General features: G+C 26.8%; 14 protein-coding genes. 4 read left to right on the top strand and 10 right to left on the bottom strand.

Features of this window, described 5'->3' with window-relative positions; genetic code table 11:
* Positions 1-98: 98 nt before the first annotated feature.
* From H8891_RS03890 to H8891_RS03875, 4 genes are all read right to left on the bottom strand, one after another.
* Positions 99-1,292: a S41 family peptidase gene (locus H8891_RS03890; RefSeq protein WP_187005267.1), complete on the bottom strand. Its 1,194-nt coding sequence runs from the start codon at positions 1,290-1,292 to the stop codon at positions 99-101.
* Positions 1,293-1,470: 178 nt separating this feature from the next.
* The gene (locus H8891_RS03885; RefSeq protein ID WP_187005266.1) at positions 1,471-2,292 is read right to left on the bottom strand and encodes an ABC transporter permease; all 822 of its coding nucleotides are present in this window, start codon (positions 2,290-2,292) and stop codon (positions 1,471-1,473) included.
* Between the two features lies 1 nt (position 2,293).
* Entirely contained in the window at positions 2,294-3,253 is a 960-nt protein-coding gene (locus H8891_RS03880) for an ABC transporter permease (RefSeq protein WP_187005265.1), read from the bottom strand.
* 68 nt (positions 3,254-3,321) lie between these two features.
* Positions 3,322-4,884 carry an ABC transporter substrate-binding protein gene (locus tag H8891_RS03875; protein WP_187005264.1) on the bottom strand — a complete coding sequence of 521 codons (1,563 nt, stop codon included), beginning with the start codon at positions 4,882-4,884 and terminating at the stop codon, positions 3,322-3,324.
* A 243-nt stretch (positions 4,885-5,127) separates the two neighbouring features.
* Between H8891_RS03875 and H8891_RS03870 the strand changes: the two genes are divergently transcribed.
* Together H8891_RS03870 and H8891_RS03865 are read left to right on the top strand one after the other, a co-directional pair.
* On the top strand, positions 5,128-6,117 hold the full coding sequence (locus tag H8891_RS03870) for an ABC transporter ATP-binding protein (protein WP_187005263.1): 990 nt from the start codon (positions 5,128-5,130) through the stop codon (positions 6,115-6,117).
* Entirely contained in the window at positions 6,104-7,057 is a 954-nt protein-coding gene (locus H8891_RS03865; protein ID WP_243207756.1) for an ABC transporter ATP-binding protein, read from the top strand. Before H8891_RS03870 ends, H8891_RS03865 begins: the two co-directional genes overlap by 14 nt.
* A gap of 565 nt (positions 7,058-7,622) precedes the next feature.
* Here the strand turns inward: H8891_RS03865 and H8891_RS03860 are convergent.
* Complete coding sequence (locus tag H8891_RS03860) at positions 7,623-8,462, bottom strand: DegV family protein (RefSeq protein ID WP_187005261.1); 840 nt, start codon at positions 8,460-8,462, stop codon at positions 7,623-7,625.
* A gap of 503 nt (positions 8,463-8,965) precedes the next feature.
* Here H8891_RS03860 and H8891_RS03855 point away from each other — a divergent pair.
* Both H8891_RS03855 and H8891_RS03850 read left to right on the top strand, forming a co-directional pair.
* Entirely contained in the window at positions 8,966-9,268 is a 303-nt protein-coding gene (locus H8891_RS03855; RefSeq protein WP_187005260.1) for a hypothetical protein, read from the top strand.
* Between the two features lie 447 nt (positions 9,269-9,715).
* A complete protein-coding gene (locus H8891_RS03850) occupies positions 9,716-10,996 on the top strand; it encodes an SH3 domain-containing protein (protein ID WP_187005259.1) in 1,281 nt (426 codons plus the stop codon).
* Between the two features lie 88 nt (positions 10,997-11,084).
* Here H8891_RS03850 and H8891_RS03845 read toward each other — a convergent pair whose 3' ends face one another.
* The 5 genes from H8891_RS03845 to H8891_RS03825 form a co-directional block, all read right to left on the bottom strand.
* Positions 11,085-13,193: a DNA topoisomerase III gene (locus tag H8891_RS03845; protein WP_187005258.1), complete on the bottom strand. Its 2,109-nt coding sequence runs from the start codon at positions 13,191-13,193 to the stop codon at positions 11,085-11,087.
* Positions 13,194-13,254: 61 nt separating this feature from the next.
* Entirely contained in the window at positions 13,255-14,106 is an 852-nt protein-coding gene (locus H8891_RS03840) for a L,D-transpeptidase family protein (protein ID WP_330604940.1), read from the bottom strand.
* A gap of 129 nt (positions 14,107-14,235) precedes the next feature.
* A complete protein-coding gene (locus tag H8891_RS03835; RefSeq protein ID WP_187005257.1) occupies positions 14,236-14,652 on the bottom strand; it encodes a gamma-glutamylcyclotransferase family protein in 417 nt (138 codons plus the stop codon).
* Entirely contained in the window at positions 14,646-15,287 is a 642-nt protein-coding gene (gene pcp / locus H8891_RS03830; protein ID WP_187005256.1) for a pyroglutamyl-peptidase I, read from the bottom strand. Before pcp ends, H8891_RS03835 begins: the two co-directional genes overlap by 7 nt.
* A 76-nt stretch (positions 15,288-15,363) precedes the next feature.
* A complete protein-coding gene (locus H8891_RS03825) occupies positions 15,364-16,296 on the bottom strand; it encodes a 5-oxoproline transporter, DUF979 family subunit (RefSeq protein ID WP_187005255.1) in 933 nt (310 codons plus the stop codon).
* Positions 16,297-16,305: the final 9 nt, after the last annotated feature.

Raw genomic sequence — 16,305 nt, 5'->3', positions numbered from 1 at the left:
TAATTATTGTATTATAAATCCCCTATTTCATCTTCTATTTCTAAATTAAAATCAGATAAATAAGATATATATGTATAAAAAGCTTCCTTAAATCAGTATTATAAAATATTTTCAAGTTCTAAAACTTTTTTTATACAATTATCATCTCTAAAATCTTCAGTTCTTTGATAATCTTTTATTTCAAAATCTGGAGTAGTTTTAAACTCTTCATCGCATATCCCATCTTTATTTAAATACATACAACTTGCCATTCTAGCTATTAAATTACTGTTTTTTAATTTAAATAATACAGGATCTATGCCGCCTCCATCTCCACCAGTAGTTTGCCCTATTATAGTTGCAAACTTATTGTCTTTACAAAACATAGCAAATGATTCAGATGATGAATAAACTTTTTCATCTACAAGTAAATATATATTCCCATTAAACTTTAAATTATTATCTGCTTTTATAGTATAAGATACTTTTTCAAAATTACTAAAATTTTTAAATATTTCTTTTGGTGCATTTTTCTTTACTTCATTTGGTAGATTTTTTATAGGCTCTAATTTTATATTTTTTTTATTTATATAGTTTTTAACTATTTTACTATCATTTCTAAAAATCCTATATCCATTTACATTTATATCACTTTTAATAAGCTTAGATACTATACCTTTCCAATATGTATCACTTCCACCTTTATTTTCCCTTATATCAATAATTAAAGCTTTATAATTTCCTAAAGTTTTAATATAATCTTCAATCATTTTTAAATCTTTTTTTATGGATCCATTTCTTGATGCCATTGATGGCAAGTACATATATCCAACTTCATCTTTAACTACATCTTTTAAAGTTAGCTCCTTTTTTACAAAAATACCTTTTGGTATTTCAATTTTAGAACCAATTAAATTATATCTGTCTACAATTTTTTTATCATCAAGGAAATCGTACCAATTGTTTTTTGAATATGCTTTCTTAAAAGTTTCATATCGTTTTTTATTATCTATTAATTCAGTATGTCTATTGTTTAAGTCAGATATTATTAATGACATTTCTTCTATAAATTCTTCATCATTTTTAGTTTCTTTAATTCTTTTTATATATTTATCTTTATTTTTTAACCAATCTATATTATTAATTCTTTTATTTACATCTAAGTATGGATATCCATCTTTTATAGTATTATATACATACTCAAAATCTCCTACCTTTTTTTTCATTGATAGTTGATTATTATTATAACTACAAGCACTTAATATAAAAACTGTTATAAATATAATTATCAATGGTAATACTTTCTTTTTCATATACTTCACCTCCTTTATAATTTTAGTATTTATTTAATTATTTTATATACAATTATTAATATTACTTTATTTTATATGTTATTTTTAAATATTATAATATAATTATAATTAAATAAAAAGAGTTGAAGTAAGATCTAACTTTGCTCAAACTTCAACTCTTTATTTATCATTTTATTTTTTAATTTAAGTCATTTTTACCTGATAACTTTTTGCTTATAATAGTTAAACTTATAACTGTTATAAATATAAGTATTCCTGGAAATACAGCTAGGTACAATTTATCAAACATATACTTTTGTGCATCTTGTAGCATATTCCCCCATGATGCAAGTGGTAACTGCACCCCTAATCCTAAAAAACTAAGAGCAGATTCAGTTAATATTGCACTTGCTATATTTAAAGACCCTGCAACTAGTATTATATCTTTTAGATTTGGAATTATATGTCTAATTACTATATTTTTATTTTTTATACCCAGTGCCTTTGCAGCAAGACAATATTCATTTTGCTTTATTTTAATAGTTTCTCCCCTAACAACTCTAGCTACATCCATCCAACTTAAAAGTCCTATTATTATAATAATAGTGCTAACACTCGGCCTTAAGAAGCTATTTAAAACTATTAAAACTAAAAAGCTTGGAATACTCATAAGTATATCTATAATTCTCATTATAAAATTATCTATTTTTCCACCTAAATATCCACTAGTTACTCCTACTATCGTTCCGATGATTATAGAAATTATCATGGCAACTATACCTACACTTAAAGAAATTCTTCCCCCATAAAGTGCCCTCGCGAAATAATCCCTACCTAATTCATCCGTACCAAATATATGCTTAATACTAGGAGAACTAAGTTTTTGAGTAGTATCAATTACATTTGGATCTATATTTAAAACAAATGAAAGAGTTACCATAATTACTATTATGCTTAAGATTATTATAGCAAAACCAAAGGATTTATCTTGTTTCATGCTCTTTATTAATTCTTTCATCATATTAAAATCCTCCTTTGTTTGCCCTAACCTTAGGATCAACTACTATATATAATATATCTGCAATTAAGTTTCCTAATATTAAAAACAGTGCAGACATCATAGTTATAGCCATTATCATAGGATAATCTCTAGAAAATATTGAATCTATCATAAGTCTTCCCATTCCCGGCCATGCAAAAACAACTTCAGTAACAAATGCCCCTGTAACAAGTCTTTGAATACTCATACCTAGTATAGTTATTATAGATGTTAATGAGTTTATCAATACATGCTTAAAAAGAACAACTCCTTGTGAAAAACCTTTTGCTCTTGCTGTTATTACATATTGTTTTTTTAATTCTTGTGATACACTAGTCTCAACATAATTAGTAAAAACAGCTATATTGTATAAACTAATAGTTATTACTGGTAAAACTAAGTGTTTAGCCAAATCTAAAAAAGAATCATTTCCTATGCTATGCATACCTCCAGTTGGAAACATTCCTAAATTTACGGAAAATATTCCAATTAATATCATACCTATCCAAAAGGAAGGTATAGATACCCCTATATTGTTTATAATTGCTCCAATTTTACTTATTATTGAATTTTTCTTTACAGCAAATAAAATTCCCATTGGTATAGAAATTGCAATTGATACAATTAAAGAAGTTCCCATCAGTACTAAAGTGTTTTCAAATTTCTCCATTACTTGTTCTGCTACAGGTGCATGATTTATATAAGAAACACCTAAATCACCTGTTAATGTATTTTTCACCCAATTTATATATCTTACATAAACAGGTTTATCTAACCCCATATTACTTTTTATATTTTCAATTTCTTCATAACTCATAAGTGGTGTTATATAAGCATCTGAAGGATCTCCAGGTGCTAATTCTAAAAGTCCAAAAGAAATTATAGATATAATTACTAACATAGGTATTAGTGTCTTAAATCTTTTAAGTATTAACTTAAACATAACCCCTCCAAAATTTTAATAAATTAAAAAAGGAGGTAACCCTCCTTTTTACTATTTTTTAATAATAATTAATCTACATATACTTTTGACCAATCTTCAAACATAAGTACACTCTTAGGTTTTGCTTCCTTCATACCTTTTAACCCTTTTTGTGCTACCATTAAATTTTGTTCATAGTCTATAGTGTAAACAGGAGCATCTTGAGATACTAAAGATTGTATTTTTTCATATATTTCTTGACGCTTTTCTTTATTTAATTCTTTAGCCCCTTCATTCCATAATTTATCAACTTCTGGATTTGAGTAGTTAGTTTGATTGTGGTAAGTACCTGTCTCAAACATACCTCTATATGGGTTAGGCTCTAATCCCCAAGCATATCCATTTACATACATATCACACTCTTTACTATCACTAAATAATACATCAAAGAATGCTTTACTTTCATAAGGAACGATCTCAGCTTCTATTCCTAATTCTTTTAATTGTTGTTGTGCAACTAATGCATAGTTTTTATGTCCAAATCTAGCATTGTTATATCCTATTTTAACTTTATCAACAGTTACTCCACTTTCGCTTAGTAAATTTTTTGCCTTTTCTAAATCATGATCATATCCTTCTACATCTTTTTCTGTATAAAAATCAGCTTCTGGAACTAATATCGATTTAGCTGGTTTAGACTTTTCTTCTCCATATGCAGAATCTATCATTTCATTTCTATCAAATGCATAAGATATAGCCTGTCTAACCTTTTTATTTTTCATACTATCTATATTTTGATTAAATACAATATAATTTAATCTATTTTCGCTATGTGTATAAGTTTGTAATTTATCATTATCTTTAGCTTTTTTGAAAGTTTCTGGGTTAGCTTTCATTAAAGTTAATTCTCCATTATTCATAGCAGCTTCTTGACTTGCTTCATTAGGAACTATTTTTAAAGCTACCGTATCAGCCTTAGGCTCTCCTCCAAAGTAATCTTCATTTTTCTCAAATATTAAGCTTTCCCCTTTATTCCACTCTTTAAATTTGAAAGCACCTGATCCTACTGGAGTATTATTTTTCTCAGATTTAGCTATATCAGCTTCTCCTTCAAATACATGCTTTGGTATTGGTGATACCCTAGACATATTATATAAAAATGCCTCACTTGCAGTTGGTAACTTTATCTTTACAGTTAAATCATCAACCTTTTCAGCCACTACAGGCTCTTCTTCTATAAGTAAATATTGTCTAGCTGGTGAATTTTGTTTTTCATCTAGAACTGTATTTATTGTAAATACTATATCATCAGCTGTTATAGGTTTACCATCATGCCATTTTAAATCTTTCTTTAAAGTTATATTTAATTCCTTACTATCTTTGAAATCTACTTTATCTGCTAAATAATAAGTTAAATCACCTTTTTCGTATGTATATAGTGGTGAATATAATAAATGAGCAGCTAAACTTGCCTCTTTAACGTTTGCAAATGCAGTATTTAAAACATCTGGATCACTTGCTAACGGTAGTACTATTGTTCCCCCAGTTGATTTATCACTTGCTTGTTTATTTTCTCCCCCATTACTACATCCAGTAAATGCTAACATAGTAATTCCTACTAATACCATAGATGCGACTTTCTTAAATTTCATTTTTCCTCCTAATAAACCTTTTTTAAATTATTTTTTGTTATTTTTGTGCATTTTTCCCCTCAATGCTTCTTAATATTACTAAATTTACCATATATCTTTCAATATATATAGAAAAATACTATATACATTTAAATATTCATAGTATTTTTCTATATTTTCCCTTTTTTCATTGATTTTAGAATTTTTTAAAAATAAAATAATTAGATGATATAGTTTTTATTTAAGAAAGGAAATTATCATAATATGAATAGACCATTTGTGGAGTTTAAAAATCTAAAAACTTACTTTCATACTAATAAAGGGGTAGTTAAAAGTGTAAATGATGTAAGTTTTGAAATAAAAAAAGGTGAAACTGTAGGAATTGTAGGAGAATCTGGATGCGGTAAGTCAGTTACTGCCTTATCTCTTATGAGACTTTTACCCTCACCTCAGGGGAAAATAGAAGGTGGAGATATACTATTTGAGGGAAATAGTATACTTTCCATGAGTGAAAAAGAGTTAAGAAAAATTAGAGGTAATGATATATCCATGATATTTCAAGAGCCTATGACTTCTTTAAATCCAGCTTTAACTATAGGTAAACAAATATCAGAAGGAATAATTCTTCATCAAAAAACATCTAAAAGTGAAGCTCAAAAAAAAGCTATTGAGATGATAAAATTAGTTGATATTCCTAGACCTGATGAAATATATAACTCATATCCTCATGAATTATCAGGAGGTATGAGACAAAGAATTATGATTGCTATAGCTCTTTCTTGTAATCCAAAGCTACTAATAGCAGATGAACCAACTACAGCCTTAGATGTAACTATTCAATCTCAGATTCTACAACTTATGAAAGATATAAAAGATAAATTTAACACATCTATAATGCTCATAACTCACGACCTAGGTGTAGTTGCTGAAATGTGTGATAAAGTCGTTGTTATGTATGCCGGTAAAGTAGTCGAAATAGGAAGTGTTTTAGATATATTTAAAAACCCTAAACATCCTTATACTAAAGGTCTTTTAAAATCAAAACCTAGCCTTTTACAAAGCAGTAATAAGTTATATTCTATACCTGGACAAGTTCCAAATCCTATAGAGATTCCTGAATGCTGTTATTTTAGTGATAGATGTGAAAAATCATTTGATAGGTGTAAATCTAGTATACCTTCACTCAAAACTTTAGAAAATAATCAAAAGGTTGCCTGTTGGATTTATGAGGGGGATAATAATGTTAAAAGTTAAAAATTTAAAGAAGTATTTTGAAATAAATCAAGGATTTTTTAATAAAGAAAAAAAATATATAAAAGCTGTTGATGATATATCTTTTGAGTTAAAAAAAGGAGAAACCCTTGCAATAGTTGGTGAATCTGGATGTGGAAAATCAACTACTGGTAAAACAATACTTAGATTACATGAAAAAACAAGTGGTGATGTAATTTTTAATAAAATACATATACATGATATAAGTAAAGAAGAACTTAGACAATTAAGGCCTAAGATGCAAATGATTTTTCAAGACCCTTTTAGCTCTCTAAATCCTAGAATGAATGTTGAAAAAATAATAGGAGAAGCTCTACTTGAACATAAATTAGTTTCAACTAATGAAATTAAAGATGAAGTTTTAGAAGTTGCAAATAGCTGTGGGCTTTCAAGTTATCATTTGCAAAAAAAGCTTAGTGAATTTTCAGGAGGACAAAGACAAAGAATTGGAATAGCAAGAGCTTTAGCTTTAAATCCAGAATTAATAGTTTGTGATGAACCAGTATCTGCACTTGATGTTTCTATTCAATCTCAAATTATAAATTTATTAATGGAATCTCAAGAAAAGTATAACTTATCTTATTTGTTTATATCTCATGATTTAAGTGTTGTCAAACATATTGCAAATAGAGTTGCTGTAATGTATTTAGGTTCTATGGTAGAAATTGCTCCAAAAGATGAGCTTTATAAAAATCCTGTTCATCCATATACAAAAGCTTTGTTATCTGCTATTCCTATACCTGATCCAACAATAAAAAAAGATCGTATTATACTTAAAGGTGATATTCCATCTCCTAGTAATCCCCCTAATGGATGTAAATTTCATACTAGATGTCCTTATTCTATGAAAGTTTGTAAAGAAATAGCTCCTACGTACAAATCAATTGGAGATAATCATCTAGTTGCTTGTCACTTAGTTTAATACTTAAATCATAAAAAATCTAAATAAAAAAGAGCACTCACTTAATCTAAATTATTTTGCTGCTCTTTTTTATTTAATCTATTCAGTTAAAGCTTTTTTAACTCTTCTAATTTCCTCTTTTATATCACTTACAGTATACTCTAAGCATATAAAAGGATTTACTTTATCTTTTTTAAATACATTATGTAATTAAACCTATCATCATTAAAATATAAATGTACATATTCTATATAGTCTTTTAAACCTATTATTCATTTTTCTAAATCTATATTAAAATAAGCTTTTTACAGTGCTTCTTTGATTTAAATCAAAAGATGATTCATGTAATGAGATTATATTATTTAAATTTTTCAACTTAATATCTTCTATTATTTCATAAACAACTTAGAAATTTATCATTACTTTTAGTCTAAATAAAGTAAATCATACTATTATATATAATAATACATACTATATTCTACATAACTCTAATATAGTAATTTTTTGTGCAACCTTCTACTTTACTTTATAAAAATTATGTAAACTTGTTAATAGTATGGATTACTGCTATGAATATGTTAATGATCTATAAAATACTTATTAAAATAGCTCCTTTTGAAGCATATGTACCCATAACTGAGCCTACTTCACTTATAGTTACATCTTTAAAATTATTTTCTTTAACCATAATTTCTTTAACCTTTAAAGCTTTTTCTAAACAATTAGCATGGCCTATTGCCAACACTTTATTTTTATTTTCTCCAACTGATTTTAAAATATTTTCAATTACCTTTTTGATAGAATTATTATCTCCTCTTGCCTTATCAACAGGCTTAACTACTCCATCAATAACCTGTATTATAACTTTAAAATTTAATGCATTTATAAGCTTTCCTGCTAATGGATTTATTCTTCCACCTTTGATTGCATTTTCTAAAGTTTCAAGTGCTCCAAAAAATACTATATCTTTTTTTAATTTTTCAATCTCATTAGCTATTTCATCCAAAGACATTCCTTTTTCTGCTAACTGAGCAGCTTTAACTACTAAAAGTCCTTGACCTATTGATCCACTTTCACTATCTATTATTTTTATATTTTTATTAGAATTTTCTTCTAAAAACATATTTTTAGCAAGTACTGCAGTTGAGTATGTAGCTGATAGCTTAGATGTTATAGTAATTACTAAAACTTCATCTTCATCACAATTATAAGCTTTTGTAAATTTATCAGGTGATGGGCAAGATGTTTTAGGAAGTTCTTTTTCATTAGCCATTCTTTTATAAAAATCTTCATTACTTATTTCTCCATCAACATAAGTATCTTTTCCAAAAGATACATTAAGACCAACTACACCTATGTTATATCTTTCAACTATATCTTTATTTAAATCACACGAACTGTCTGTTATTATTTTTATTTTACTCATATTCTCCCTCTCTTTGCATAAACATATTATCTATTTTATTTTTATCTTATGATTAATTATCAGATTCAATTTTTCAGTCAGTCAGTCGACCGATATTTATTTTAATTGTATCTTCACTTTTACGAAAAGTCAATAACTAAAAATTCTGTAAATTGTTTAGTATTGATAATTACCTTTGTTGACAACATTTTCTTATGCGCTTATAATTGTTTTATTAAAAATAGCAAGTTTTTTACGAAAGGTTGATTCTATGAAACTAAATAATATGTAAGACAATATCTTATTAAACACAACTGAATTAATTATTAAAAACACCAATCTAGCAAATATTACAAAGCCTATAGTATTATTCAAAAGATCAAATTATTAATCTTACATTAGATAAATAGTATAAAATATAAGTAATTTTTATATTTTAAATCAACTTTATATTAAGTAATAATTTATGCTAAAGTTTTAATTCAAATTATATAATATAAAAATATTAAAAAGGAGTGACAACTATGAATAATATAAACTTTTTATATGTATTCTTTGGTATAGCTGCATTTATATTTGGATTTATTCAAATAAAATTTAGTAATTATATTTTTAAAGAAGAGTATTTTGAAAGATTATCAAAAAGACTTGGCAAAATAGACAGAAAAAAAACTATTCAATTTGAGGCCTTAACTATAGTATTAATGGGTGTAGTGTTCTTAATAGGTGGGATACTAAATTTATCAGTTAATACTTTAATAATAGGCATAGGAATAATAGCCATATTATATGCTTTACTTAGAAAAAATTATATAACTATACATTAGTAATATTTTATATGTGGTATTTGATTACATTTATAAGAATTTCTCAAAAATGATTTCTTAATAATACCACATATAAATTTAATTTTACTTATTCTAACTCACCAACTTATCTATTACCTTTTTAATCTTAAATTTCAAACAATTTTTTAATCATTATTCTTCATATCAAAATTATTTTTATACATATATAGTAAATACAAATTAATTAATCATATAATAAATTTTAATATTTAAAATAACTACAATATTTTTACAATTTACAGAACTGTAATAATAATGTTATTTCCAAATTATAGTAAGTTTTTTAACTAAGTGTTATAATTGATTTGCAAATATGACATTAATGTATATTAAATATAAATTTAAAACAGCTGTTCTTGATAATTTTAATTTCAATATTGAAAAATTTAATACCTATTAAATTTAAATAAAGGTGGTAGATTTTGAATGAATAAACAATTTAATATTTTCAAAAAAAGTATTTTAAAAACTATATTAGTTTTTTCATTTATTGGAGTTTCCACTATAGGAGCTTATGCAGCAGAAAAAGCAACAACAACAACAGATTTAAATATGAGACAAAATAAAAACACTAATAGTAAAGTACTAACTATAATACCTAAAGGTGCCGATGTAAATATTTTAGATTTTGATGGTTATTGGTATAAGGTAGAATATAATGGTAAAGAAGGGTACTCTTATAAAAAATTCATAAAAGAATATAAAACACAAGATGATAATTTTAACTTAAATCTAAAAGTGACTGTAGATAAAGGCAGTAATTTAAATATTAGAAGTGGACCTTCAACAAATTATAAAATAATAGGAAAGGCTACAAATGGACAAATACTAAAAACTACAGGAAAAGTTGGATCTTGGTACAAAGTTAACTATAACGGACAAATAGCTTATCTAAACGAAAACTTTGTGCAAGTTTTAAATTCAAAAAATGAAAATAATACTAATAATAAAGATAATGTAGTAATTGATAAAAATTCTGGTATAGTTACTGTATCTGAGCTTAATGTTAGAACTGGTCCTAGCACTAATTACTCTGTTATTTCTCAAGTTAAAAAAGGAGATATTTTAAATATAATTGCAAAAGATACTTCTACTGGTTGGCTTAAGATTCAATTTAAAAATAGTTCTACTGGTTGGGTTTCTGGAAAGTATGTAAACACTACAAACAGTAACAATATAGCTGATAAAAATAATTTATATAATAAATCGAGTATAGAAACTGCTAGTGGGCCAGTATCAGTAAATGCTATTAAACTTAATGTAAGAACCGGTCCTGGTACTAGTTACCCTGTTATTTCTCAAGTAAAAATGGACGATAGCTTAAATGTAATTGCTAAAGATATAGATAATGGATGGCTTAAAGTCCAAGTTAAAAATAGTTCTACTGGTTGGGTTTCTGGAAAGTATGTAACTATTGCTACTAATGATACAGTAAATATTACTTCCAAAGATGTAGTGGTTGCAGATGGTCCAGCACAAGTAACTGTCTCTAAACTTAATGTAAGAAGTGGACCTGGTACTAATTACTCTGTTATTTCTCAAGTAAAAAAAGGAGATATTTTAGCTGTCATTGCATCTGTCACTTCTAATGATTGGCTTAAAATTCAATTTAAAGATGGATATACTGGTTGGGTTTCTGGAAAGTATGTAACTTTACCTGACTTAGAAGCTCTAAATTTAGATATTAATGATCCTATTTTTAAATAGTTGAAATTTATATAAAAAGCGAGATTTTGATATATGCCTTACTTATATTATTAATGGGCATATATCAGTATCTCGCTTTTTATATAGCTTACTTTTTCAATTTAGATAAAGCCTCAGCAAAAGGATTATTAAAACTCTCTTCTTTTTTATTCTGATTTTTTAAATACTTATTAATATCTTTTCTAGAAGCTTTATTACTTTCTTCTTTTTTTCTTTTATTAAAACTGCTTAACTTCTCACGATGACCACAACTACAAACAAAAGTCTTAGCTTCACCTTCACCACGAAGTTCTAACCTCTTATGACAAACAGGACATCTAGCATTAGTAGTCATTGAAACTGTTTTTCTAGTGTTACAATCTCTATCTTGACAGACTAACATCTTTCCTCTTTTACCATTAACTTCAAGCATATATTTGCCACACTCAGGACACTTATTTCTAGTTAAATTATCATGTCTAAAAGTTGCATCACTATTTTTAATATCTTTTACAATATCTTTTGTATAATTTTTCATCTCATTAACAAAAACGTCTTTTTTAAGCTTTCCACTAGATATATCGTTAAGCTTTTTCTCCCATGAAGCTGTAAGTTCCGCTGATTTTAACTCACTAGGAACTAAATCTAATAATTGCTTACCTTTAGAAGTTATAAATATATCTTTTCCTCTTTTTTCAACTAAGAAAGAATTAAATATCTTTTCTATTATATCTGCACGAGTTGCAACAGTACCAAGTCCTTCTTTTTCCATTTGAGCTAGTAAACTAGCTTCATTTAACGGTTTTGGAGGTTGGGTTTTACCACTTGTCATACTAGATTTAGTTATTTTTATAATATCACCTTTATTTAAACTTGGAAGATTTTGATTATCATCATCTTCATCAACATTAGTGTAATTTTCTTTCCATCCAAGCTTTATAACCTTTTTGCCCTTAGCTACAAAAGTCTCATCTTCTATAACTGCTTTAATAGAAGTTTGCTCATATTCAAAAGGTTCACTTAAAACACTTAAAAATCTTTTTACAACTAAATCATATATTTTTATTTCTTTATCACTTAAATCACTTAAAAATACTCTTTCTTCAGTAGGTATTATAGCATGGTGGTCTGTAACTTTAGAGTTATCAACAAATGACTTATTTGTATTTATTTTATTTTTTAATATCTTAGTACAAACTCTTGTATAATCACCTACACTAACGGCTTTAACTCTATCTTTTAAAGTATCAACTATATCCGTACTTATGTACTTAGAATCTGTTCTAGGATAAGTAAGTACCTTATGATGTTCATATAGTTTTTGCATTATAGATAAAGTTTCCTTAGCTGAGAAATTAAATATTTTGTTAGCATCTCTTTGAAGCTCTGTTAAATCATATAGTCCTGGTGAATATTTTTTCTTGTATGATTTATTAACTTCTACTATTTTAGCATTTTTATTTTCTATCTTTTTTAATATGTTTTCTATCTTTTCTTTATTAAAACTATTTTGACTATTATTTTTACTATCTACCCAAGCTAATTTAAACATAGGAGCTTGTAAGCTTATTCCATAGTATTCCTTTGGTTTAAACTTTTGAATTTCTTCTTCTCTTTTATAAATCATATTTACAGCAGGAGTTTGAACTCTTCCACAAGAAAGCTGAGCATTATATTTTGTAGTAAGTGCACGAGTTGCATTTATACCTACTAACCAATCAGCCTCTGCTCTTGCCACAGCTGATTTATATAAGTTTTCATATGACTTACCATCTTTTAAGTTTTTAAATCCTTCTTTTATAGCTTTATCTGTACTAGATGATATCCATAAACGCTTTATAGGCTTTTTAACTTGCGATTTTTCTATTATCCATCTTGCTACAAGTTCACCTTCTCTACCTGCATCTGTGGCTATAACAATACTATCAACATCATTTCTGTTTAACTGTGCTTTTACTGTGTTAAATTGTTTTGATGTTTTTTTAATAACTATAGTTTTTAAATACTTAGGAAGTATAGGTAAATCATTTATATCCCAATTTTTATATTTATTTGAATAACTTTCAGTCTCAGCAAGAGTCACTAAATGTCCAAGTGCCCAAGTTACTATATAATTACTTCCTTCTATATATCCATTTTTCTCTTGTTTACAATTTAATACTCTAGCTAAATCTCTTCCTACAGAAGGTTTTTCAGCTAGTACTAGTGTTTTTCCCATTATTTTTTATTTCCTTTCATAAGTGCTTTAGTATATAATACCATAATTTTATATCATATGTTTAGTGTATAACTATTGTTGTAGTATCTGGAATATTTTCATATATCCACTTAGCATTATTAACATCTAATCTTATACATCCATGGCTTAAAGCTTCTCCAAGTCTTCCATCTATTATATAACTTCCTGTTGAATCATAAAGTATAGAATGATAATAATACCCATCTTTTATTCTAGTTGCATATTTGACCCTGTACTCATCAGTTCCAAAGTATGGTTTTCTTCCATTTACAAAAAATACTCCTGTTATAGTAGGTGTACTTGGTTTTCCTACAGTACTTTCCCATTTATATAAATTAACCCAATTGCCATCATCTTTTTTAAAAACATAAGTGTATTTATTTTTCACATCAGTTACTAACAAATAATCTGTAGGACTCTTAATTTTATTTTCATTAACAAAATCAGTCATATTTTTATAAAAATTAGTATAATCTAACATATTAGGATCATTACCATCATCTGATAAAAAATAATTAAAAACATATCCTGTTTTATCATTGTATATAACTTTGCTCCAATCTCCTAAATTTTCAATAATTTCTACTCTGGATTTTTTAGGTATTGTAGTTAAAATTTTCGAATTAATATTAGCTTTTTCTCTAAGATTTAAATTGCTCCATGGATGCTTGCTAATTGATAATAAATCATTGTGTGCATATCCCAGTTTAGAATTATAACTAATTTTACTCCACTCATCATCAGCTTCAATAACTTCTACCTTAGAATTTTTCGGTATAACTTCTAAAACTTCAGAACTAGTTGATTTATTTTTTCTTAAATTAGTATTTTTAAGCGTATATTTATACAATGGTAACATATCTATTTGAACCAATCTTTTATATATTTCCAAAATAAACCCTTCCTTTTCATCTTTTTATACTAATTTATGTAATTTTATGTATATGTGTTAATTTTATTATATTAAAAAAGCTATATTAAAATAGTAGTTAATTACTTTTTTAATATAGCCTGTATATATCTATTTATTTATAATAAATTCCTTCCAATCCCCTTCTTTAATAGGTAATAACAAATCATTTTTATTAACTTCAGAGTTTTTATTATATTCATAGTAGTAAGCTTTTTCTACACTTCCATCTAAAAGTGTAACTTCAACTTCGCATCTATTATACTCGTTGTTATCTTTATTTGGTATATAATTTTCCATTTCATCAAGTTCAGCTAAAGTAGCTTCAAAATCATAAAGCTCCATTAATTCCCCTAATATTTTATTATCACCTTTTACAACTGCTGGATATCCTTTATTTTCTATGTGTGATAACTCTCCTTTTATATAACCTTTTTTAGAACTAGAAACTTTGCCATCTAAATGTATTTTATAATTAAACATGTCACTTCTTAAACTACCATATACAAATATCTTTTTAATTAACATATTTCTCCACCTATAGCTTTTATATCTTCATTGTATATAGTACAAGCTTCTATAGCAAGCTCTAAGCCTTTAACTATTTCACCTAAACTCATATATGGAGTATTTTTCTTATCTACAACTTGTGCAGTCATATAAGGTATGTGTATAAATCCACCTTTTATATTAGGATATTTCTTGTCTATCATGTATAATATACCATACATTACATGGTTACAAACGAAAGTTCCTGCCGTATTTGAAACTGATGCTGGTATTCCATTTTCATTCATATGTTTAACCATACCTTTTATTGGTAAATTTGAGAAATATGCAGCTTGTCCATCTTCTTTAATTATTTCATCAACTACTTGATTTCCTTCATTATCTTTTATTCTAAAATCATCTAAGTTTATAGCTACTCTTTCTGGAGTGATATCAAATCTTCCTCCTGCTTGACCTACGGATATAACTATATCTGGATTATGTTTTTCTATTGCTTTTTCTATAGCTTCTACTGATTTTGTTCTAACTGTAGGTATAGTTAATTTTATAACCTCAGCTCCATTTATATTATCTCTAACTCTTTTTACAGCTTCTTCAGCTGGATTTATTTGCTCTCCTCCAAATGGATCAAATCCTGTTATTAAAACTTTCATATTATATCCTCCTTTAACTCTATACTTTATATAAATTTGTAGATTAATTATTTATAACCCACTCCTAGTTAGCTAATTAAAATGCAAATGTATACATTACGAATATGTGTAAAGCTAATAATACTATAGCAACTGGTGCTTGATATTTTATTACACTATATTGATCTTTAGATTCTAAAAGTGCAGCTGGTACTATATTAAAGTTTGCAGCCATTGGTGTAAGTAATGTTCCACAATATCCTGCTGTAAGTGCTAATGCTCCTACTATTGCAGGATTTGCTCCTTGTGCTAATACAAAAGGTATTCCTATCCCTGCTGTTATAACAGAGAATGCTGCAAATGCATTACCCATTATCATTGTAAATACTGCCATACCTAAAACGTATGCAACAACTCCAAAGAATCTACTGTCTGCTGGTACTACTCCTGATATCATATTTGATATTACATCTCCAACTCCTGCATTAGTAAATAATACTCCTAGTGCAACAAGTAATTGAGGTAACATACTTGTAGGTCCCATTTGTTGAAGTAATCTTGCTCCATCTTCAGCTGCTTCTTTTGGCTTTGCTTTAGTTATTATAAATGCACTTACAAGTGCAACTACTGCTCCTGCTCCTATTGCAAATTGAGATGAACTTCCATATGCTGAAAGTGACATTGCAACTGCAACTGCAGCAAATGCTAATATTAATGATGGTAAAAATATCTTACTCTTTATTTTTTCTGATTGAGCTTGACTAAATTCTTCACTTGCAACTTCATATTTTGCAAATACAACTTGCTTAGTCAAAGTTAATAAACTTAATAATACTAATATACCTCCAACTAATGCTGATGGTAAAATCTTTCCAAACATAAAAGGTATACTCAATAATGTCCAGAATGCAAATGTTCCATATTTTTTATTATCTCCAATCGTTTTCAATGATTTAAATGCTATAACTAACATTAATACACCCATTAAAACATAAAACGATTCTAGTCCTATATTTATAAAGTTTTGCACTTATGTCTT

The sequence above is a fragment of the Paeniclostridium hominis genome (assembly GCF_014306135.1).
GTDB classification, from domain to species: Bacteria; Bacillota; Clostridia; order Peptostreptococcales; family Peptostreptococcaceae; genus Paraclostridium; species Paraclostridium hominis.
This window is presented reverse-complemented; position numbering and strand designations above follow the sequence as displayed.